The sequence below is a fragment of the Hoeflea marina genome (assembly GCF_003182275.1).
GTDB classification, from domain to species: Bacteria; Pseudomonadota; Alphaproteobacteria; order Rhizobiales; family Rhizobiaceae; genus Hoeflea; species Hoeflea marina.
Genome location: NZ_QGTR01000007.1, coordinates 26,574 through 46,757 on the forward strand (window position 1 = coordinate 26,574; position 20,184 = coordinate 46,757).

General features: G+C 64.5%; 19 protein-coding genes. 18 read left to right on the plus strand and 1 reads right to left on the minus strand.

The features are described 5' to 3' along the window. Positions 1–111 precede the first annotated feature (111 nt). A complete protein-coding gene (locus tag DFR52_RS21785) occupies positions 112–1,071 on the minus strand; it encodes a LysR family transcriptional regulator (RefSeq protein ID WP_110034177.1) in 960 nt (319 codons plus the stop codon). Positions 1,072–1,180: 109 nt separating this feature from the next. Here DFR52_RS21785 and DFR52_RS21790 point away from each other — a divergent pair, with 109 nt between their 5' ends. From DFR52_RS21790 to DFR52_RS21875, 18 genes are all read left to right on the plus strand, one after another. Further along, positions 1,181–2,047 (plus strand): ABC transporter permease, encoded by an 867-nt coding sequence (locus tag DFR52_RS21790; protein ID WP_110034178.1) that lies wholly within the window; start codon positions 1,181–1,183, stop codon positions 2,045–2,047. Then, positions 2,047–2,832: an ABC transporter permease gene (locus tag DFR52_RS21795; protein WP_110034180.1), complete on the plus strand. Its 786-nt coding sequence runs from the start codon at positions 2,047–2,049 to the stop codon at positions 2,830–2,832. The genes DFR52_RS21790 and DFR52_RS21795 overlap by 1 nt, the downstream gene beginning before the upstream one ends. Positions 2,833–2,870: 38 nt before the next feature. Further along, complete coding sequence (locus DFR52_RS21800; protein WP_110034326.1) at positions 2,871–4,016, plus strand: extracellular solute-binding protein; 1,146 nt, start codon at positions 2,871–2,873, stop codon at positions 4,014–4,016. A gap of 63 nt (positions 4,017–4,079) precedes the next feature. Beyond that, positions 4,080–5,168 carry an ABC transporter ATP-binding protein gene (locus DFR52_RS21805; protein WP_110034182.1) on the plus strand — a complete coding sequence of 363 codons (1,089 nt, stop codon included), beginning with the start codon at positions 4,080–4,082 and terminating at the stop codon, positions 5,166–5,168. Between the two features lie 44 nt (positions 5,169–5,212). Next, the gene (locus tag DFR52_RS21810) at positions 5,213–6,511 is read left to right on the plus strand and encodes an aminotransferase family protein (RefSeq protein WP_110034327.1); all 1,299 of its coding nucleotides are present in this window, start codon (positions 5,213–5,215) and stop codon (positions 6,509–6,511) included. An 11-nt stretch (positions 6,512–6,522) separates the two neighbouring features. After that, complete coding sequence (gene kce / locus DFR52_RS21815; RefSeq protein ID WP_110034183.1) at positions 6,523–7,449, plus strand: 3,5-dioxohexanoate:acetyl-CoA acetone transferase; 927 nt, start codon at positions 6,523–6,525, stop codon at positions 7,447–7,449. A gap of 2 nt (positions 7,450–7,451) precedes the next feature. Continuing rightward, entirely contained in the window at positions 7,452–7,937 is a 486-nt protein-coding gene (locus tag DFR52_RS21820) for a GNAT family N-acetyltransferase (RefSeq protein WP_110034185.1), read from the plus strand. Continuing rightward, complete coding sequence (locus tag DFR52_RS21825) at positions 7,934–8,956, plus strand: histone deacetylase family protein (protein WP_110034186.1); 1,023 nt, start codon at positions 7,934–7,936, stop codon at positions 8,954–8,956. Before DFR52_RS21820 ends, DFR52_RS21825 begins: the two co-directional genes overlap by 4 nt. A gap of 79 nt (positions 8,957–9,035) precedes the next feature. After that, positions 9,036–11,819, plus strand: a complete 2,784-nt coding sequence (locus DFR52_RS21830; protein WP_158285021.1) for a pectate lyase — start codon at positions 9,036–9,038, stop codon at positions 11,817–11,819. Positions 11,820–12,012: 193 nt separating this feature from the next. Further along, on the plus strand, positions 12,013–13,134 hold the full coding sequence (locus tag DFR52_RS21835) for an NAD(P)/FAD-dependent oxidoreductase (protein ID WP_110034189.1): 1,122 nt from the start codon (positions 12,013–12,015) through the stop codon (positions 13,132–13,134). 2 nt (positions 13,135–13,136) lie between these two features. Further along, positions 13,137–13,484 carry a RidA family protein gene (locus tag DFR52_RS21840; RefSeq protein ID WP_110034191.1) on the plus strand — a complete coding sequence of 116 codons (348 nt, stop codon included), beginning with the start codon at positions 13,137–13,139 and terminating at the stop codon, positions 13,482–13,484. A gap of 151 nt (positions 13,485–13,635) precedes the next feature. After that, positions 13,636–14,037, plus strand: coding sequence for an SRPBCC family protein (locus tag DFR52_RS21845; RefSeq protein ID WP_210205895.1), 402 nt, complete (start codon positions 13,636–13,638; stop codon positions 14,035–14,037). 377 nt (positions 14,038–14,414) lie between these two features. After that, positions 14,415–15,728, plus strand: coding sequence for an ABC transporter substrate-binding protein (locus DFR52_RS21850; RefSeq protein WP_245415450.1), 1,314 nt, complete (start codon positions 14,415–14,417; stop codon positions 15,726–15,728). Positions 15,729–15,947: 219 nt separating this feature from the next. Further along, complete coding sequence (locus tag DFR52_RS21855) at positions 15,948–16,916, plus strand: carbohydrate ABC transporter permease (protein WP_110034195.1); 969 nt, start codon at positions 15,948–15,950, stop codon at positions 16,914–16,916. Next, positions 16,913–17,860 (plus strand): carbohydrate ABC transporter permease, encoded by a 948-nt coding sequence (locus tag DFR52_RS21860; protein ID WP_110034196.1) that lies wholly within the window; start codon positions 16,913–16,915, stop codon positions 17,858–17,860. Before DFR52_RS21855 ends, DFR52_RS21860 begins: the two co-directional genes overlap by 4 nt. Next, positions 17,857–18,063 (plus strand): hypothetical protein, encoded by a 207-nt coding sequence (locus DFR52_RS21865; RefSeq protein ID WP_110034198.1) that lies wholly within the window; start codon positions 17,857–17,859, stop codon positions 18,061–18,063. Before DFR52_RS21860 ends, DFR52_RS21865 begins: the two co-directional genes overlap by 4 nt. A gap of 4 nt (positions 18,064–18,067) precedes the next feature. Further along, on the plus strand, positions 18,068–19,165 hold the full coding sequence (locus DFR52_RS21870) for an ABC transporter ATP-binding protein (RefSeq protein WP_110034199.1): 1,098 nt from the start codon (positions 18,068–18,070) through the stop codon (positions 19,163–19,165). Then, positions 19,158–20,180, plus strand: a complete 1,023-nt coding sequence (locus DFR52_RS21875; RefSeq protein WP_110034201.1) for an ABC transporter ATP-binding protein — start codon at positions 19,158–19,160, stop codon at positions 20,178–20,180. The genes DFR52_RS21870 and DFR52_RS21875 overlap by 8 nt, the downstream gene beginning before the upstream one ends. Positions 20,181–20,184: the final 4 nt, after the last annotated feature.

Sequence of the window (20,184 nt, forward strand, 5' to 3'; positions counted from 1 at the left end):
AGATTCCGGTATCAAAAACTGAACTCATCGAAAGAACTGGTTAAGAAAAGTCTGCGTTCTCGGGATGGCTCGGTCTGCCGCGCCCGGGCTTTCGCAGGCGTTGACGGCGTTCTAGCGGTAGATCCGATCGTCCATCGGCGTGCGGTCGATCAGATCGGTGATGGCCCTGAGCATGGCCGTTTCCGCGCGGTTGGGCTTGGAATGCGGGTTCCAGACCACATGCACATCGATTGCCGGAGGATTGTCGTATGGCGGCAGCCGCCACAACCGGCCGCGCTCGACGTCCTCGCGCACCACATGGAGCGGAAGCGGGCCGATACCGAGGCCGGCAATGATCATGCGGCGGACCTCCTCGAGGTTCGGCGAGGTGCCGACGATGCGCGCATCCAGCTTCGCCTCTGCGCGCATTTCGGCAACCGGACGGAGGGCGTCACCCATCTGGTCGGTGACGAAGCTGACCGAGGAATGGCCCTCCAGATCCGCGACCGCGACTCCCTCGCGGCCGAAGAGCGGATGGGTGGGACCGCAGAAGAGCCCGAAATACTCCCGGAACAGGCGCCGGTATTCGAGCTGCGGGCTGCGATCCATCACCAGGCAGATCGCCAGCGAGGCGCGGCGGGCGGCGATGGCGGAGAGCGCGCTGCGGCTGGCCATGATCTCGATGGAAAGCGTGGCGCGGGGGTGGTCAATGTGGAAGCGGTTCAGCATCGCGTCGACCAGCGGGCTGACCACATGGCTGGCCATGACGATGCGGACATGGCCGCTGACCTCGTCCTCGACATCGCGAATGACGGTACCGAGCCTGAGGATGGCGCTGTGGATGTCGATGGCCTCGTCATAGAGCAGCCTGCCGGCGGCGGTGAGCTCGAACCTGCCGGGCTTGCGGTTGATGAGACGCTTGCCGAGGCGATCCTCAAGACGCTTGAGGGCGCTGGAAACCGTGGGCTGCTTCAGGCTGAGCCGTTCGGCGGCGTCGGTCACCGAGCGCGATCCGGCGAGCACCAGAAAAGTGCGCAGCAGGTTCCAGTCCAGATCTCGGGCCAGACGTTCGGGCGGGGTGAGACTGCTCATCTCATTATCAATATCATCAATGATGACAATATCAATTATCTATTTGATCAATATGTCGAGGGCTCCCATCATGGGTCAACGACAAAAGCGCCGGGGAGCGCTCTGGATCATGAGCATTGAGGCACGAGAGGCGCGGCAGCCGTGGATTCTGCTGGCGCCGGCACTGACGGCGATCTGCCTGCTGCTGATCGTGCCGCTGATGTTCATCGTGGTCTACTCCTTCTGGCTCAAGAGCGCGCAGGGCGCCGACACGCCGGGCTTCTTCCTCGACAACTGGCAGGAGGTGCTGACAGACGGTTTCTATCGCGACATCCTCTTCAACACGCTGAAGATCTCGGCCATCACCACGATCGCCTGCGCCTTGCTCGGCTATCCCGCCGCCTATTTCATAGCGCGCTCCAAAGGCAACAAGCTGATCCTGCTGGTGCTGCTGATGCTGCCGTTCTGGATCAGCTACATCATCCGGACCATGAGCTGGATCAACATTCTCGGAGTGTCCGGCGCGCTCAATTCGGCGCTCATCTGGCTCGGCATCATCGGCGAGCCGATCCAGATGCTCTACAATGAAACCACGGTGATCCTGGGTCTCGTGCATTTTCTGCTGCCGTTCATGGTGCTCAACATTTTCGTCAGCCTCGACGGCATCGACACCAATCTGGAAGACGCAGCGGCTTCGCTGGGCGCGACGCGCTGGCAGGGATTCCTGCAGGTGACGCTGCCGCTGTCGCTGCCCGGACTGGCCGCGGGCGGGCTGCTTTGCTTCGTGCTCGCCGCCGGCACCTACATCACCCCGGTCATCCTCGGCGGACCGCGGGACGCGATGTTCGCAAACCTGGTCTACGAGGCGATCATCCGGCAGCTCAACTGGCCGCTTGGCTCGGCGCTGTCGCTGCTGCTGCTCATCGTGCTGGGCGCGCTGGTGCTCATCTACAACCGCTATCTCGGCATGGCGCAACTGGCGAAGGGGCTTGGCTGATGGGCTGGCGTCTGATCCGCACCTACACGGTCCTGGTCTATCTGTTCATGTTCCTGCCGATCGCGGTGGTGGTGCTGCTGTCGTTCAATGCCAACCAGTTCGGCAGCTTCCCGATGACGGGGCTTTCCACCCGCTGGTTCGAGGTGCTCTGGAACAACGATGCGATCATGCGGGCCTTCCGAACCTCGATCGTGCTGGGGTTGATGACGGCGGTGATCTCCACCGTTCTTGGCGTGCTGGCCAGCCTGGCGCTGGTGCGGTACGCCATCCCGGGGCGCAACCTGATCACAACGCTGCTGATCGCGCCGATCCTGGTGCCGGAAGTGGTGCTTGCGGTGGCGTTGCTGCTGTTCCTGAACTTCCTCAATATCGGCAAGAGCTTCACGCTGCTTCTGATGGGCCACGTCATCTTCACTCTGCCCTTCGTCATTCTGGTGGTGCAGGCAAGGCTGGTGAGCATCCGCCGCGATGTCGAGGAGGCGGCGCTCAGTCTCGGCGCTTCGCCGATGCAGACATTCTTCGCCATCACCCTTCCGCTGCTGATGCCGGCGGTGGCGGCCGGCGGCCTGTTCGCCTTCACCATCAGCTTTGATGACATCACCGGAACCCTGTTCTGGAAGCCGGGCGGTATCGAGACCGTGCCGACGCAGATCTTCTCGATGCTGCGCAATTCGATCTCTCCGGAGATCAACGCCCTTGGCACGGTCATCATCGTGCTGACCGTCGGGCTGCCGCTGATGGGCGCGGCCATTGCCCGGAAACTCTCAACCAGAAGCGGCGGATGAACCGCCCGATCGACCTTGAACCACGGATGGAGAACCAGATGGACGATACAAGACGCTACGAACGACTGCGCGAGCGGTTCCAGAACGGCGACATCAGCCGCCGCAATTTCTTCGGCCTTCTCGGCGCCGCGGGCGCCGCCTATGGCCTGCAGATGCCCTTCGCCCGGCAGGCATTCGCCGCCGGAGACGTCAGCCAGGTCCGTTTTGACGGCTGGGGCGGGGTCGTCTCGGAGGCCTTCCGCAAATATGCCTTCGATCCCTACACTGCCAAGACCGGCATCAAGGTCGTGGACGGAACGTTCCCCGGCGGCGATGAATACCTCGCGCAGGTGCGAGCCAGTCAGCCCGGCGAGTACAACATCGCCCATCTGTCGGGCGTGTTCGATTACGCCCGCTATCACAGCTTCGAACTGAACAGCGAGCTCAACCTCGACAACATCCCGAACATGACCAATGTCATGCCGGCGCTGATGAATGCATTCAAGTCGATCACGCCCGACAGCCTCAGCGCGGCGCCCTACAACTACGGCACGACAGGCCTCGCCTACAACCGCAAGCATATCAGCGACGAGGAAATGAAGGAGAAGGGCGCCAAGATCCTCATCGACGAGAAGTACAAGGGCAAGATCGGCGGCTGGAGCGACTGGCGCACGCGCCTCTGGTACGCGGCGTTGCAGACGGGTCAGAGCCCCAATGACATCCAGGACATGGATGCGGCCTGGGATGCCGTGCGCAAGCATCGCGATCTGGCGCTGAAATACTGGGCCTCGGGCGCCGAACTGATGAGCCTGCTGGCGGAAGAGGAAATCTACGTCACCGAAGGCTGGTCGGGCCGCATCTACGCCCTGCAGGAGCAAGGCCACGACATCGGCTATTTCGATCCGCCGCAGAGCTTCGGATGGCAGGAGTGCCTGTTCGTGATCAAGGGCAGCCCGATGGCGGCCTGCGAAGAGCTGATCAACTTCATGCTCGACAAGGAGACCTCGATCGCGGTGGCGGAGGGCCAGAGCTATCCGCCCGCGCTCGACCCGACCAAGGTCGATCTCGGCGAGAAGATCCCGAAGCTGCCGGCCTTCGATCCGACCGGCACGCTGTCCGGCCTGACATTTGCCAATCCGAACTACTGGAACGGCAACGAGGCAGACTGGTCGAAAGAGTTCGCCCGCGTCCAGCGCGGCTACTGATCGATGCCCGGCCCCGCCGCCACGGTGGGGCCGGATCCTTCCCCAATCCGGAGGCCTGATGCCGTGAGCGCCGTTTCCCTGACCAAAATCGTCAAGCGATTTGGCGAGTACACCGCCGTGCATCCGATGTCGCTCGACATCGCCCAAGGCAGTTTCATCACCTTGCTGGGACCGTCCGGTTGCGGCAAGACCACGACGCTGCGGATGATCGCCGGCCTGCTCGATCCGAGCGAGGGCGAGATCGCCATCAATGGCAGGCGTGTCAACGACGTGCCGATCCACAAGCGCAATCTCGGGCTGGTGTTCCAGAACTACGCCCTGTTTCCGCACAAGACGGTTGCCGAGAATGTCGCCTTCGGTCTCAACTACCGCAATGTCGGCAAGGAGGAGGCCAGGCGGAAGGTCGCGGCCGCGCTTGACCTGGTGCAGCTGCCCGATGTCGGCGGCCGCTACCCGAAGCAATTGTCCGGCGGCCAGCAGCAGCGCATCGCGCTGGCGCGCGCCATCGTCATCGAACCCGACGTGCTGCTGCTCGACGAGCCGCTGTCGGCGCTCGACGCCAATCTGCGCGAGGACATGCGCGTCGAGCTCAAACGCATCCAGCAGCGCATCGGCGTGACCACCATCTTCGTCACCCATGATCAGACCGAAGCGCTTGCAATGTCCGACCAGATCATCGTCATGTCCGAGGGCCGGGTGGAGCAGGTCGGCGCGCCGGAAGCGGTCTACAACACGCCGGCGACCGAATTCGTCGCCCAGTTTCTGGGCGCCTCCAACATTCTGCCCGCCCAGTGCACCACTGTCTCCGGGAACGAACTCGCGCTGGAACTGCCGGACTTCCCCCGCTTCGCGATCCCGCGGGAGCGCGGGCCGGATATTTCGCAGTCCGGCCCCGTGCGGCTGGTCATCCGGGCGGAAAAGTTGCATCTGATGCCGGCCGGGACATCTGCGGACGGGATCCTGTCCGTCGCCGCCACGGTCGAGAACGTCGACTACCAGGGCCAGTCTGCCCGCTACTTCCTGCGGGTGGGCGACCAGCATCTGCAGGCGATCAACATGATTGAAGACCATCCCTTCACCACCGGTGCCCAGGTGGTCTTGCGGTTCCGGGCGAAGGATTGCGCGGCGCTGCCGCTGGAGAAACATTCGTGAAACCCAAGAGCCACCTGTTCTATCAGACCCGCTCCCGCAGGCCGATGCTGGCGGAGGCGCGCGGCGTCTACATGTGGGATGTCGACGGCAAGCGCTACCTCGACGGATCGTCGGGGGCGATGGTCAGCAATATCGGCCACTCCAATCCGCGCGTGCTCGACGCCATGCGGCGGCAGATGGAGAAATCGACCTTCGGCTACCGGCTGCATTTCGAGACGGAGCCCGCCGAACTGCTCGCAGCTCGCGTGGCCTCGCTCTCGCCCGAAGGCATGGAGAAGGTGTTCTTCGTTTCCGGCGGCTCGGAGGCGGTGGAGAGCGCCATCAAGCTGGCACGGCAATATGCCGTGACCGTGGGGCAGGGATCGCGCTGGAAGGTGATTTCGCGCACTCCGAGCTATCACGGCTCCACGCTGGGCGCGCTGGCGCTCACCGGCTATGCGCCGCTCGCCGATCCATTCCTGCCGATGATGCAGGCCATGCCGAAGGTTCCCGCCCCGCGCGCCTATCTCGACGGCCTGGCGATGGACGATCCCGCCACTGGCGCCCATTACGCGGCGATGCTGGAGGCAAAGATCATCGAGGAAGGCCCCGACACGGTGCTGGCCTTCATCCAGGAACCGATCGGGGGAGCCTCCACCGGCGCCCTGGTGCCGCCGGCGGGCTACATGCAGGCGGTGCGCGAGATCTGCGACAGGCACGGCGTGCTCCTGATCCATGACGAGGTCATGTCGGGCGGCGGACGCACCGGCAAGTTCATGGGCGCCGAGCACTGGGGCGTCGAGCCCGACATCATCGCCATATCCAAGGGGTTCGGCGCCGGCTACGCGCCGCTGGGCGCGATGATTGCCCATGACCGGCTGATCGATCCGGTGCTCGACGCCGGCGGCTTCCAGCACGGCCACACCTATGCCGGCAATCCGCTGGCCTGTGCGGCGGGCCTGGCGGTCCTCGAGGAGATCGAGACCGGCGGGCTGATGCAGAACGCCGCCCATGTCGGCGGCCTCTTGAAGGCGCGGCTCGAGGCACTGATGCAGCGCTTCTCCTTCATCGGCGATGTGCGCGGCGAGGGGCTGCTGCTGGCGTTCGAACTCGTGTCCGATCGCCAGACGATGCAGCCGTTGCCGAAAGCGCTCAACGCCTATCTGGAACTGGTGGAACTTGCCTATGAGGAGGGCCTGATCATCTATTCGCGCCGGACGCGCGGCGGCATCGAGGGCGATCATTTCCTGGTCTGTCCGCCGATGATCATCACCGAGGGCCAGGTCGACGAGATCATCGACATGCTGACGACCGCACTCGACAAGTTCGCCGCCCGGGCCGGGCTTGCCATGGCGACGGCCTGACAGGAAGCAGCATGTCCAAGATCATCATATCCTGCGCCGTCACCGGCTCTATCCACACGCCGTCGATGTCGCCCTACCTGCCCGTGACCCCCGAGGCGATTGCCGGACAGGCGATCGCCGCCGCCGAAGCGGGCGCCGCAATCCTGCACCTGCATGCGCGCGATCCCGGCACGGGACGGCCGTCGGCGTCGCCCGAGCACTACAGGGCGTTCCTCCCAGTCATCGCCGCAGCCACCGATGCCGTGATCAACCTGACCACCGGCGGCAGCGCGGTGATGACGCTCGACCAGCGCCTTGCCGCGCCGCTGGCCATGAAGCCGGAGATGTGCTCGCTCAACATGGGGACGATGAATTTCGCCCTCTATCCAATGCTCGGCAAGCGCACTGAATGGCTTCACGACTGGGAGGAGCCGTTCCTGCGCGAGTCCGACGATCTGGTGTTCAAGAACACGCCGCGCGACATCGAGGGCGTGCTCAGGCTGATGGGCGAGCAGCGCGGAGCCCGCTTCGAATTCGAATGCTACGATGTGAGCCATCTCTACATGCTCAGGCATTTCGCCGACCGCGGGCTCATCCGCACGCCGATGTTCATCCAGTTCGTCATGGGCGTGCTGGGCGGCATCGCCGCCGAGCCGGAGCATCTGGCCCATCTCAGGCAGACGGCGGACAGCCTGTTCGGCGAAGATTATATGTTCTCGGTGCTGGCCGCCGGCCGCCAGCAGATGGCGCTGGCCAGGCTCGGCGCCGCGATGGGCGGCCATGTTCGGGTCGGCCTCGAGGACAATCTCTACATCGCCCGCGGCCAGCTGGCGAAATCCAATGCCGAGCAGGTGGCGCTGGTGCGTGAAATCGTCGAAAATCTCGGACGTGCGGTGGCAACGCCCGACGAGGCGCGGACAATGCTCGGACTGAAGGGCAAGGCAGGGGTGGCGTTTTGAGCATGACCGAAATCAGCATCCGACCGGCCGTCATCGAGGATGCGGCGAGATTGAACGCAGCGCTGCGCCAGTTGTCGCTGGACATGGATGATGTGCACCGCGCCAGCGACGCCGACATCGTCAGATTCTGCTTCGGTCCGTCACCGGTCATGCATGCGCTGCTGGCCGAGACGGACGACGGACAAGTCGCCGGCGTCGCCGCCTACTCGCCCTTCTTCTCGACCACGCTTGGCGCCGTCGGGCTTTACGTCTCGGATCTCTGGGTGGCCGAGTCGGGACGCGGCCGGCAATTCGGTGTCAGGCTGCTGTCGGCCGTGCGCGCGGCCGGACGGCGGGCCTGGGAGGCGGAGTTCATCCGGCTCAATGTCTACCACACCAATCCGCGGGCGCTGGCCTTCTACGAGCGCATCGGCTTCGTCCACAACACCGAAACACAGTTCGTGACCCTCAGGGGCGCCGCCTATGACAGACTGGGAGATGCCCAATGAAGGCGATTTTCGACGCGCGCCAATCGGCGCATGACCCCAAGCACTTCATGGCCAACGGCCGGCTCTCGCCCAACCCGGAACAGCCGCAGCGCATCGCCGAGCTCACGCGCGGGGCGGACGCGGCGGGCTGCAGGTTCATCAAGCCCAGCGATCACGGCGCGGGGCCGATCGCCGAGATCCACTCGCCGGAATATCTGGTCTTTCTCGAGACGATTCACGGCCGCTGGATCCGCACCGAGGGCGCCTCGGAAGAGGTAATCCCCAACATCCATCCCGACCGGCGCACGGCAAGCTATCCACGTTCCGCCTCCGGACAGGCCGGCTTTCACCAGGCTGACACATCCTGTCCGATTGCCGCCGGCACCTGGCAGTCGGCCTATTGGTCGGCGCAATCGGCGCTGAGCGCGGTGGACACGGTGCTGGCGGGCGAACCCGCCGCCTATGCCCTCTGCAGACCTCCTGGCCATCATGCCTTCTCCGATCTCGCCGGCGGGTTCTGCTTTCTCAACAATTCGGCGATCGCGGCGCAGGCGCTCAGGCGCGCCGGCCGCCGGCCCGCCATCCTCGATGTCGACGTGCATCATGGCAACGGCACGCAGGGCATTTTCTACGGCAGCCGCGATGTGCTGACCGTCTCGATCCATGCCGATCCGGCGCGCTTCTATCCCTTCTTCTGGGGCCATGCCGAGGAGCGCGGCGAGGGCGAGGGGCTGGGCTACAATCTCAACCTGCCGCTGCCGCGCGGCAGCGACGACGGCGAATTCCTGGCCGCGCTGGAGATCGCACTGGCGCGAATCCGCGCATTCGGCGCCGATGCGCTGGTGGTGGCCCTTGGTCTCGATGCCCACGAGAATGATCCCTTCCACGGCTTCAAGGTGACGACCCCGGGCTTCGGCCGCATCGCGGCGGCGATCGCCGGACTTGGATTGCCATCCGTCATCGTCCAGGAAGGCGGTTACCTGTCCGCCGATCTCGGCGACAATCTGACCAGCTTCCTCAACGGGTATGAGAACGCATGACGGGCCGCGCAGGCCATGTATAAGGAAAGGAAAATTCGCCAGCGCCACGCATCCGCGTGCCCCTCTTCAGGAAATGACAATGCAAGCAGCAAGCCAGCGCCCCGCCGGGAAGTTCGCCTTTGAGCTGTTTGTGGCCGTCGCCGTCATAGGGCTCGTCTGCGCGCTCGGGCCGTGGTGGGCCGTGTATGAGTTCAACCCCGACGAGGGCTTCAACCTGCAGAAGGCGGTGCTGGTTTCACAGGGGCATGCGCTCTACTCCGAGATCTGGAGCGATCAACCACCGCTGCTGACCTACTGGCTGGCTGTGGTCCACGACCTCTTTCCATTTTCAGTCGTGGCGGCACGCGCGACAGTGCTGCTGTTTGCAGCGGTGCTTGCGGTCAGCCTGTTCAGGGTGGTGGCCAGGTTCGAAGGCCTCTTCGCTGCAGCGGTCAGTGTGATCCTGTTGGCTTCGAGCAGCCTGTTTCTCGAACTCGGCGTTTCCGTGATGATCGGGTTGCCCGCCGTGACCCTGGCGCTGGTTGCAATCGATGTCGCCACCAGCGGCACACCGCGCAGCCGCGCCTTTCATGCCGCCGCCGCCGGCGGTGTGTTCGCCCTCGCATTGCTCACCAAGATGTTCGTGTTCATCATGGTGCCGGCCGTTCTGGTCGCCCTCTGGTTTGGCGTGCCGCGTCAGGTCAGCAACAGCATGCGCGCCACGGCTCTTTCGCTTGTCCTCTTCCTGATTTTCGCAGCGTCGGTGATGGCTGTCGTGCTTGCCATGCTGGGATTGTCGGCGGAGCAACTGGTCGGCACTCATCTGGCGGCGAGGCAGTCCGACGAGTTCGCGGGCATCGGCGGGTTCAGGGACCTTTTCAGCCTGTTGCGGCACGGTGCATTGATCCCGCACTGGTTTGTGGTTCTCTTTGGCCTGGCGGCATTCTGGGTACGACCCCGTTCACCGCTGTTGATCCCGATGCTGTGGCTGGTTTCCGGCGTGGCTGTCCTTGGCTTCCACCGGCCTCTCTGGAACCATCAGGCGTTGATCCTGGTGCCGCCGCTTTGCTGGCTTGGCGCCGCCGGCTTCAAGAGCCTCTTTGTTCCCGGTGAGCGGCTTGGTTTTGCCGAGATGCTGTTGGAGAAGTCCGGTCCCCGGATGCGGATGTCCGCTCTGGCGGGGGTGATGGTCCTCATTGGAGTGATCGCAGCCCATGCGGTCAGGGAAGTCCGCCATGTTCGCGAGCTCTTCAGTTCCGGCCCTTCTATAGCCGAAGCGGCGGCGCAGACCCGATTGGCCTTGTACGACCGCGGCGCAGGGTCCCTGATCGTCGATCACCCGATTGACGCCTATTACCTTCACCGGGGCGTACCAGCCAATCTGGCGGTATGGTCCGCCAAGCGGGTGGCGATCGGCCAAATGCCGGAGGCTGAAGTCCTTGAAGACATCAAGGCACATCCCGGCAGTCCGGTCCTGCTGCGGCGGCACAGCTTCACGCAGGGCTTTCTCAATCGCGTGGCCGATCACGTTCCAGCCGTTGCCGTATCCACCCAACGCTATGGGGGTCCGGATATCCACTTCTTTGCCCCTGCAGGGCCGGCTTCCGATCTCGAAACCCGGTTGCTAGCGCAACTGCCTGCCGTCGTGGCCGGCAGCATGGGTGGAGTGGCCGGGCCAAATGCCGGGGAACGGTTGGCGCGGCCGCAATCCATGAATGTTCTCCCGGACAGGTCGGTTGTCGCCAGACCGCCGGGCTCGGCACAGGAACTGGGTGCCTGCCTCGTCGCCGCATCCCGGATTGCGCAGAGCAGGCGGCTGTTTCTGGAGGCGGCCGGCGTCGGAAACGCGCTCGCCTGCGTCCAGACCAGGAATGGCGGGTGGGCGGAGCATGCGTCCACGATGGCTGGTTGCACCGGCAATGTCGGCCACGCGAGCGCGGACGAGGTCGAGACCCTGGATGACGGGACAATGCCATCCATTCTCTATTTCAGCTTCGACCTGGCGGACAGATTCGGCGAGCTGTCGCTCGACAAGCCGGCATGGCTGACCGGCATGATCGAGCGGGCGCTTTCGTTCTCGGTCCAATCCCAGCTGGCGGATGGCAGCTGGCCCCAGACCATCGGCGGAAACCGCTATCACAAGCTCGCCACCCTCAATGACGACACGATGACCGGAATGATCCGCGTCCTGCTGGTCGGCTACCAGCGTTACCATGATCCCGCCTATCTTGCCGCGGCGCGCCGGGGTGGAGACTTCCTGTTGCGGGCGCAACACAAAGCCGGGCAAACCGGTTTCGCGCAGCAATATGCAGAGTCGCTGGAGATCGAACCCGCGCGCAAGTTCGAACCGCCTGCGTTTTCGTCGCTTGAAACCGGCTATGCGATCAACGCCCTGATCGACCTGCATCTAGTAACCGGTGACAAGCGTTTCCTTGTTGCCGCCGAGGCGGCCGCAGACTGGTTGAGGTCGAGCCAGATTGCGCCTGAGACATGGGCCCGACTGTATGAAGTCGGGATCAACAGGCCGGTCTACGCCGATCGATCCGGGGCGGTCACCTACAGGCTCGAGGACCTGTCGGTCAGCGAGCAGCGCTCGTACCGCTGGATCGGCGGACGGGAGGTTTTTCCGGAGATCGGTGTGGCGCTCGATCGCATGGACAAGCTTCGGCTCGGCACGAAGAACCTCCGGGACCATGACGCAACCGTTGCGGCGGCGAGCCTGCTTGCGGCCACTCCGACTGCGCGCCTGCCATTGACGGCTGCAGGCGGCATGGCTGTCGCCGACGACCTGGGCTCAACCCGGGGATTTGCGGTGTATTGCGCTGGTCTGGTGGCCTCGGCCATGCAGGCGGACGCAGCGGTCCAGGATGGGACAGATCCATGATCACACGGCGGGGAGTCCAGGGCGCGTCGGTGCATGCCCGCCTGCTGCCATGGGAGCGGGAATTGCGCCGGCCAGCCCGAAATCCCCGCAGCAAAGCCGTACCCGGCTTGCATCACGCCAAAATCGCGGTTCGCGCATTTGCGGACAATCTGACTGCAACCGGACACGGTTCCCCGAAGGGACATGAGACCCAATGAGCATGACATCGGACATTCTGGTCATCGGCGGCGGCATCGCCGGCATCAGCGCGGCGGCACGGCTGGCAGCCGATGCCAGGGTGACGGTGCTGGAGACCGAAGCGATGATCGGCCACCATTCCACCGGGCGGTCGGCGGCCATCTTCATCCGCAATTACGGCAATGCGACGCTGCGCGCCCTCAATGCCGCCTCGGCGCCGTTCCTGGCCGATCCGCAGGGCATCGCGGAGTCGAGCCTGTTGTCGCCGCGCGGCGAGATGCTGGTGGCGACGGAGGAGGACCTGCCGAAGCTCGAAGCCTATCTCGACGGCAGCGACGGCCTGGAGCGGCTGTCGCCGGCGCAGGCGCTGGAACTGGTGCCGATCCTGCGCGTGGAGGCCATTGCCGCCGCGGCCATCGAATGGGACGCGCAGGACATCGATGTCGACCGCATGCTGCAGGGCTTCGCCCGCCGGCTCAGGGCGCATGGCGGCAGCATCGTCACCGGCGCGCCGGTCGGGTCCATCGTGCGCCGCGACGGTCTCTGGACGGTCTCGACGCCCGCCGGCGAGTTCAGCGCGCCGATCGTCATCAATGCTGCGGGCGGCTGGGCCGACCTGGTGGCGCAGATGGCCGGAGTGCGGACGGTCGGACTGAAGGCGCTCAGGCGCTCGGCGGCGCTGATCCCGGCGCCCGACGGGTTTGACATCGGCAAATGGCCGTTGTTCGGCAACGCCGGCGACCAGTGGTACGCCAAGCCGGAAGCCGGCAAGCTGATGATTTCCCCCGCCGAGGAGGATCCGGTCGAGCCGCACGACGTCTGGGCCGACGACATGGTGATCGCCGAGGGCCTCTATCGCTTCGAGCAGGCGGTGACGATTCCGGTGACCCGGGTCGAGCATTCCTGGGCCGGGATGCGGACATTTGCGCCGGACCGCACGCCGGTGGTGGGCTTCGCGCCGGAGGCGGAGGGGTTCTTCTGGCTCGCCGGCCAGGGCGGCTACGGCATGCAGACGGCGCCGGCGCTGTCCGCGCTGGCGGCCGATCTCTGCCTCGGACGGGTATCGGCGCTGGCCCCGGCTGTGGTAGAGGCGCTTAGCCCCGGACGGGACTCACTGAAAATTCAACAAGGAAACTAGCCATGAGTGATATCAAACGCATCGAAACCGGTCCGCGCATGAGCCAGGCTGTCGTCCACGGCAATGTCGCCTATCTGGCTGGCCAGGTGGGCACGGCCGGCGCCAGCGTCACGGTGCAGACCCAGGACATTCTCGCCAATATCGACCGTCTGCTGGCCTCCGTCGGCTCCGACAAGAGCAAGATCCTGCAGACCACAATCTGGATGGCCTCGATGGACGATTTCGCCGAGATGAACGCCGTCTGGGACGGTTGGGTCTCGCAGGGCAACGCGCCGGCGCGCGCAACCGGCGAAGCCAGGCTGGCGACACCCGACTACAAGGTCGAGATCATCGTCATCGCCGCGATCTGAAGCCAAACGGCTGACGCGTTGCAAGGCCCCTCGCCGGGCAATGAGAGTTGACGGGACACCCGCCGGAACCAACCGGCGGGTGTTGTCGTTTCGGCAGATGCGTCCGTCGAGACCGCCCGCCCGGGCGCAGGGCCGCATCTGGAGACCTGCCATGAGCACTCAGTCGATCACCATCGATCTTCCGATCAATCGTCCCCGGAACGAGGTGTGGGATGCCATCACCACGCCCGGAGGCATCGCCGGATGGTGGGTGGCCGGCAACATCGCCCCGGTGGTGGGACATCGCTTCACGCTCGACATGGGCAACTGGGGACTTGTGGAATGCGTGGTCATCGAGGCCACCCCGCTCGAGCGCCTGGTCTACGCGTTTGCCGACTGGAAGCTCAGCTGGATCCTGGCGGAGGAGGACGGCGCGACCCGGCTGACGCTCGAGCATTCCGGTTTCAATCTCGACAATCCGCGCCACCAGCTGGCCTTCGACGCGATGAGCAAAGGCTGGCGCGAGAGCCTTCTGCCCAGGCTGGCCTCGACGCTTTACGCCGAACCCGCCTGAGGCGGAACCGCACCGGAGCCGGAATGCGAACCGGTCGGCCCGGCAGGACGTGGCGGCCAGGCGCGACGCTTGTTTAGTAATTTTGGCGCAATGCGGGATGAATACTCAACGCGCCGGATTAGTTCGCCCTGCTTGTTCCTTGTAAGATTTCACAAAAAAATCAATTGTTGCAATGCAAAATCGCTGATCCTCCCGATCAGGCCGGCATCAACGGACGCTCTTGCAATGTTTAGTGATTTCTGTCTTACTAAACATCAAGCTGAACATCGGCGGTGGGGATACTGTCTTTCAGCTGTGCAGGATTGAGGAATGTCTGCGGAAGGGGCGGCGACGGGTCGTCCCGGATTTGGGAGGATAGCATGCACCGTATCAAGACGATGGCGCTTGGCGTCAGCTCGGCCGCCCTGTTGACCGGGATGGCCGCCACCGGCGCGCAAGCCGAAGAACTCACCCTCTGCTGGGCGGCCTGGGATCCGGCCAATGCGCTGGTCGAGCTCAGCAAGGATTTCACCGCCGAATCCGGCATCGGCATGAAGTTCGAATTCGTGCCCTGGACCAACTATGCCGACCGGTTCCTGAACGAACTCAACTCCAAGGGCCAGCTCTGCGACCTGATCATCGGCGACAGCCAGTGGATCGGCGGCTCGGCCGAGAACGGCCACTATGTCAAGCTGAACGACTTCTTCGACAAGGAAGGCATCAGCATGGACGACTTCGTGCCGGCCACAGTGGTCGGCTACTCCGAGTGGCCGAAGAACAGCCCGAACTACTGGGCGCTGCCGGCCATGGGTGACGTGGTCGGCTGGACCTACCGCAGGGACTGGTTCGAGAAGCCCGAACTGCAGGCGGAGTTCAAGGAAAAGTTCGGCCGGGACCTGGCGCCGCCGACAACCTTTGAAGAGCTCCGGCAGATCGGCGAGTTCTTCCAGAAGCGCGAGATCGACGGCAAGACGGTCTATGGCGCCTCGATCTACACCGAGCGCGGCTCGGAGGGCATCACCATGGGCGCGATGGACGTGCTCTATTCCTTCGGCTTCAAATACGAGAACCCCGATCAGCCCTACGACATGGAAGGCTTCGTCAACTCGGAGGATTCGGTCAAGGGGCTCGAATTCTACAAGGCGCTGTATGATTGCTGCACGCCGCCCGGATCATCCAACAGCTACATGGGCGAGGGCATCGACGCCTTCAAATCCGGCCAGGTGGCCATGCACATGAACTTCGCCTTCACCTGGCCCGGCCTCTACAAGGACGAAGCAGTGGGCGGCGACAAGGTCGGCTTCTTCGTCAATCCGAAGGGTCCCGGCGGCGACCAGTATGCCCAACTCGGCGGCCAGGGCATCTCGGTGGTGTCCTACTCGCAGCACCAGGAGGCGGCGCTCAAATACATCAAGTGGTTCGCCGACAAGGACGTGCAGGCCAAGTGGTGGTCGCTCGGCGGATATTCCTGCCTGAAGGCGGTGGTCGAGGACCCGGGATTCCCAGCCAGCCAGCCCTATGCGCAGACCTTCCTCGATTCGATGGCGATCGTGAAGGACTTCTGGGCCGAGCCCAGCTACGCCTCGCTGCTGCAGGCATCGCAGAAGCGCTTCCATGACTATGTGGTCGCCGGCAATGGCACCGCCAAGGAAGCCCTCGACAATCTGGTCAAGGACTGGACCGAGGTCTTCGAGGACGACGGCAAGCTCTGAGCATCCTCCCCGGGCCCGTCCCGCGCCGCCTGGTCCGGCGCGGGACGGATTTTCTTCCATGCTGCTTTGGACTGACCCCGTGACATTGATCTCAAGGTTACATCTGGCCGCTGCCGCCGCTTCAGGCAGGCCCCGTTGCGGCGGGGCGCGGATCGCAGGCCCGGCGCGGACCGGGATAGGCTCCCGCCGCGGCTCGGCCAATCCGGGCGGAGCGCGCCGGTGACCGACAGCCAATCCAGCGTACTCGACCGCACTGCCGAACGGCTTGCCGCCGCCACTCCGGTGCCCCTGGCGCGCAAGGTGCGGGGCTTGAGCGACAAGGGCCTTGCCTGGCTCTTCATCACGCCGACCATGCTGCTGCTGCTGGCCATCAACATCTTTCCTCTGATCTGGGCGATCTATCTCTCCTTCACCAACTACCGCGCCAACCGGCCCAACGAGATCGTCAAGAATGTCGGGCTGTCCAATTACCAGCGCATCCTCGGTGACCAGGACATCTGGATCGCCATGCAGGCCACCGCGCATTTCGTCTTCTGGACCATCGCGCTGCAAACCCTGATCGGCTTCACGCTCGCCTACCTCATCGACCGCAAGTTCCGCGGGCATGCCTTCTGGACCACGGTCATCCTGGTGCCGATGATGCTGTCGCCGGCGGTGGTGGGCAATTTCTGGCGCTTTCTCTACCAGCCGCAGATCGGCCTGTTCGCCTATGCGGTGTCATTCTTCACCGGCATTTCGCCGACAGAGATCGAGATGCTGTCCAACGTGCATCTGGCGCCGTGGGCGATCATCATCGTCGATACCTGGATGTGGACGCCCTATGTGATGCTGATCTGCCTGGCCGGCCTGCGCTCGATCCCGGACTACATCTACGAGGCGGCGGAGGTCGACCGCGCCTCGCACTGGCGGCAGCTCTGGTCGATCACGCTGCCGATGGCGCTGCCCTTCATCATGCTGGCGGTGCTGTTCCGCGGCATCGAGAACTTCAAAATGTTCGACATGGTCAATCTGCTCACCGGCGGCGGACCCGGCTCGACGACGGAGGTGGCCTCGATCACGCTCAAGCGCGAGGCATTCGAGAAATGGCGCACCGGCTATTCCTCCGCCTTCGCCATCATCCTGTTCGTCGCCGTCTTCGGCCTCGCCAACATCTATGTCAAAGTCTTGAACCGGGTGAAGAACCGATGAGCGCCGCCGCCCACTCCGTCGTCGAACCGGGCCTGACCTCGAAGCGGGTCGCCGGCGCCATCGTCATCCTCTACGCGGTCATCACCATGGTGCCGTTGTTCTGGATCTTTGCCACCAGTTTCAAGACGCCGCCCGATTCGATCGCCTATCCGCCGAAGATCCTGTTCGAGCCCAGCATCGAGGGCTACTGCAACCTGTTCACGACGCGCACCCGGCAGACGGCCGAGTACATCGCCTCGCTGCCCCCGGCGACGAGCTTCTGCGACGAGACCACGCGCAAGCGCAACATGGTGATCGCCGGGCAGTCGAACTTCCTGCCGCGCTTCGTCAATTCGCTGATCATCGCCTTCGGATCCACGTTCTGCGCGGTGTTCCTGGGCACGCTGGCCGCCTACGGGTTCTCGCGATTCAAGGTGCCGCTTGCCGACGACCTGCTGTTCTTCATCCTGTCGACGCGGATGATGCCGCCGATCGCGGTGGCGATCCCGATCTACCTGATGTACCGCGAGCTCGGCCTCTCCGACACGGCGCTCGGCATGATCCTTCTCTACACCGCGGTCAATGTCTCGCTCGCCGTCTGGTTGCTCAAGGGGTTCATCGACGAGATCCCGCGCGAATACGAGGAGGCGGCGATGATCGACGGCTACACCCGCATGGGCGCCTTCTTCAAGGTGGTGCTGCCGCAGGCCACCACCGGGATCGCCGCCACCGCCATCTTCTGCCTGATCTTCGCCTGGAACGAATATGCGTTTGCGGCGCTGCTGACCTCGGGCACGGCGCAGACGGCGCCGCCCTTCATCCCGACGATCATCGGCGAGGGCGGCCAGGACTGGCCGGCGGTAGCCGCCGGCACCACCATCTTCCTGGTGCCGATCCTGGTCTTCACCATCCTTCTGCGCAAGCAGCTCCTGCGCGGGATCACCTTCGGGGCGGTGCGCAAATGAGCGGCAAGACAATCGCCAAGAGGCAAGGCCGATGGCCGGTCTATCTCCGGCGCGGCATCCTGGAGAACATTGCCATCGGTCTCATCGGCCTCGGTTTCCTGATGCTGTTCCAGCCCTTCGCGCTGGTGCTCTACACCTTTTCCTTCATCACCATGCTGGTCGGAACGGTGATGTTCATCGTCGTCTCCAAGTTCCCGGAGTAGATGGATGGCCGAGATCCGCATCGAGAACCTCAACAAGAAATTCGGCGACTTCGTCGCGCTCAAGGACTCGAGCTTCACTGTCGAGGACGGAGAGTTTCTGGCGCTGCTGGGCCCCTCGGGTTGCGGCAAGACGACGACGCTGAGGATGATCGCCGGGCTGGAACTGCCGACCGCCGGTCGCATCCTGCTCGACGGCGAGGACGTCACCTTCAACCGGGCTCGCGACCGCGACATCGCCTTCGTCTTCCAGTTGTTCGCGCTCTATCCGCACATGAACGTGCGCCGGAACATCGGCTTTCCGCTGCTGGCCCAGGGCGTGTCGCGATCCGAGATCAAGCGGCAGGTCGAGGCCACGGCCCGGCTTCTGCAGATCGACCATATCCTCGAGAAACCGGTCTCTGGCCTGGCCGGTGGCGACCGGCAGCGGGTGGCGCTCGGGCGCGCCATCGTGCGACGGCCGAAATGCTTCCTGATGGACGAGCCGCTGGGCACGCTCGATGCGGAGTTCCGCAATGTCATGGTGCGCGAATTGCGGGAGCTGCATACGCGGATCCATGCGACGACGGTCTATGTCACCCACGACCAACTGGAAGCCATGGCGATGGCAGACAAGATCGCGGTGATGAATCATGGCGTCATCGAGCAGTTCGGCACGCCGCAGGAGATCTACGACCGACCCGCCTCGATGTATGTCGCCGATTTCATCGGTTCGCCACCGATGAATTTCCTTGCCGTTACCAGCGCTCTCACAAAGGGCAGCCGCAGCGTCGCCATCGGTGCGGCGGAGGTGGCGGTCCCCGAGGTGGTCGAGGACCTCGACGGCGGAGCGGTGGCGCTCGGCGTCCGGCCGGAGCACATCCGTTTCAATGACAGCGCGACGCTGCGCGGTTCGGTCTACGGCGTCGAATATCTCGGCACCACGCAGATCGTCGTGGTCGAGACGGCCGACGGATTCTGCAAGGCGCGGGTGTCCGCCGGGCTGCGTGTGACCCGCGGCGAAACCGTCGGACTGGATCTCGATACACCCAAGCTGACGCTGTTTCGCCGGCAGGGCGGCAAGGCTATCCGCACGGCGCCCGCTCCGGAGGTCCACCATGGCTGAAGTCAGGCTTTCGCGACTGAGCAAGAGCTTCGGCGCCGCGGCGGCGGTGAGCGGGCTGGACCTCACCATTGCCGACGGCGAGTTCGTGGTGCTGCTGGGTCCGACCGGCGCCGGCAAGACGACCACGCTGAGGCTGATCGCCGGCCTGGAGCGCCCGGATGCGGGGTCGGTGACCATCGGGGGCGAGGAGGTCACCGCGCGCTCTCCGGCGGAGCGCGACGTCGCCTTCGTGTTCCAGCAGTATTCGCTCTATCCGCATCTCTCGGTCTACGACAACCTGGCCTTCCCGCTGCGCTCCCCCGCCCGGCGTCTGCCGGCCGCGGAGGTCGACGCCCGGGTGCGGGAGATCGCAGGGCTGGTGCGCATCGACCACAAGCTCGACAGCCGCTCGACCAGATTGTCGGGCGGCGAAATGCAGCGGGTGGCGATCGGCCGGGCGTTGGTGCGCAAGCCATCGATCTTTCTGATGGACGAGCCGCTGTCCTCGCTGGACGCCAAGTTACGCGCCGATCTCCGGCTCGAGCTCAAGCGCATCCAGAGCGATGTCGGCTCGACACTGCTCTATGTCACCCACGACCAGATCGAGGCGATGACCATGGCCGACCGCATCGGCATTCTCTCCGGCGGCGAACTGGTCCAGCTCGGCACCCCGCGCGACATCTACACCAGTCCCGCCAACCTGCATGTGGCGGCGAGGCTCGGCAATCCGCAGATCAATCTGGTCGAGCCGGGCCTGATCCCGTGCCAATCGGTGCCGCGGGGCACACGGACGATCGGCGCCCGAACGGAGCATGTGGAAGTCGAGAAGGCCGCTGCCGGGGCCGCCGCCAATGCGAGGATCGACTGGATCGAGCATCTGGGCGACCAGAACCACCTGCACATTGCGGTGGACGGTCGGAGAATCACGTTGCTCGCCGACCCCTATTCGGGCTTCAAAGCTGGGGACGCGGTGGCGATCCGGCTCAGGGAGCCGCTGTTCTTCGGCGCCGACGACAGGAGGATTTCCCATGGCTGAGCTG

Bases quoted from the DNA above. Each gene is read 5' to 3' on its own strand.
- DFR52_RS21785 (WP_110034177.1), bottom strand. From the start codon at position 1,071: ATGAGCAGTCTCACCCCGCCCGAACGTCTGGCCCGAGATCTGGACTGG.
- DFR52_RS21790 (WP_110034178.1), top strand. From the start codon at position 1,181: ATGAGCATTGAGGCACGAGAGGCGCGGCAGCCGTGGATTCTGCTGGCG.
- DFR52_RS21795 (WP_110034180.1), top strand. From the start codon at position 2,047: ATGGGCTGGCGTCTGATCCGCACCTACACGGTCCTGGTCTATCTGTTC.
- DFR52_RS21800 (WP_110034326.1), top strand. From the start codon at position 2,871: ATGGACGATACAAGACGCTACGAACGACTGCGCGAGCGGTTCCAGAAC.
- DFR52_RS21810 (WP_110034327.1), top strand. From the start codon at position 5,213: ATGCTGGCGGAGGCGCGCGGCGTCTACATGTGGGATGTCGACGGCAAG.
- kce (WP_110034183.1), top strand. From the start codon at position 6,523: ATGTCCAAGATCATCATATCCTGCGCCGTCACCGGCTCTATCCACACG.
- DFR52_RS21820 (WP_110034185.1), top strand. From the start codon at position 7,452: ATGACCGAAATCAGCATCCGACCGGCCGTCATCGAGGATGCGGCGAGA.
- DFR52_RS21825 (WP_110034186.1), top strand. From the start codon at position 7,934: ATGAAGGCGATTTTCGACGCGCGCCAATCGGCGCATGACCCCAAGCAC.
- DFR52_RS21830 (WP_158285021.1), top strand. From the start codon at position 9,036: ATGCAAGCAGCAAGCCAGCGCCCCGCCGGGAAGTTCGCCTTTGAGCTG.
- DFR52_RS21835 (WP_110034189.1), top strand. From the start codon at position 12,013: ATGAGCATGACATCGGACATTCTGGTCATCGGCGGCGGCATCGCCGGC.
- DFR52_RS21840 (WP_110034191.1), top strand. From the start codon at position 13,137: ATGAGTGATATCAAACGCATCGAAACCGGTCCGCGCATGAGCCAGGCT.
- DFR52_RS21845 (WP_210205895.1), top strand. From the start codon at position 13,636: ATGAGCACTCAGTCGATCACCATCGATCTTCCGATCAATCGTCCCCGG.
- DFR52_RS21850 (WP_245415450.1), top strand. From the start codon at position 14,415: ATGGCGCTTGGCGTCAGCTCGGCCGCCCTGTTGACCGGGATGGCCGCC.
- DFR52_RS21860 (WP_110034196.1), top strand. From the start codon at position 16,913: ATGAGCGCCGCCGCCCACTCCGTCGTCGAACCGGGCCTGACCTCGAAG.
- DFR52_RS21865 (WP_110034198.1), top strand. From the start codon at position 17,857: ATGAGCGGCAAGACAATCGCCAAGAGGCAAGGCCGATGGCCGGTCTAT.
- DFR52_RS21870 (WP_110034199.1), top strand. From the start codon at position 18,068: ATGGCCGAGATCCGCATCGAGAACCTCAACAAGAAATTCGGCGACTTC.
- DFR52_RS21875 (WP_110034201.1), top strand. From the start codon at position 19,158: ATGGCTGAAGTCAGGCTTTCGCGACTGAGCAAGAGCTTCGGCGCCGCG.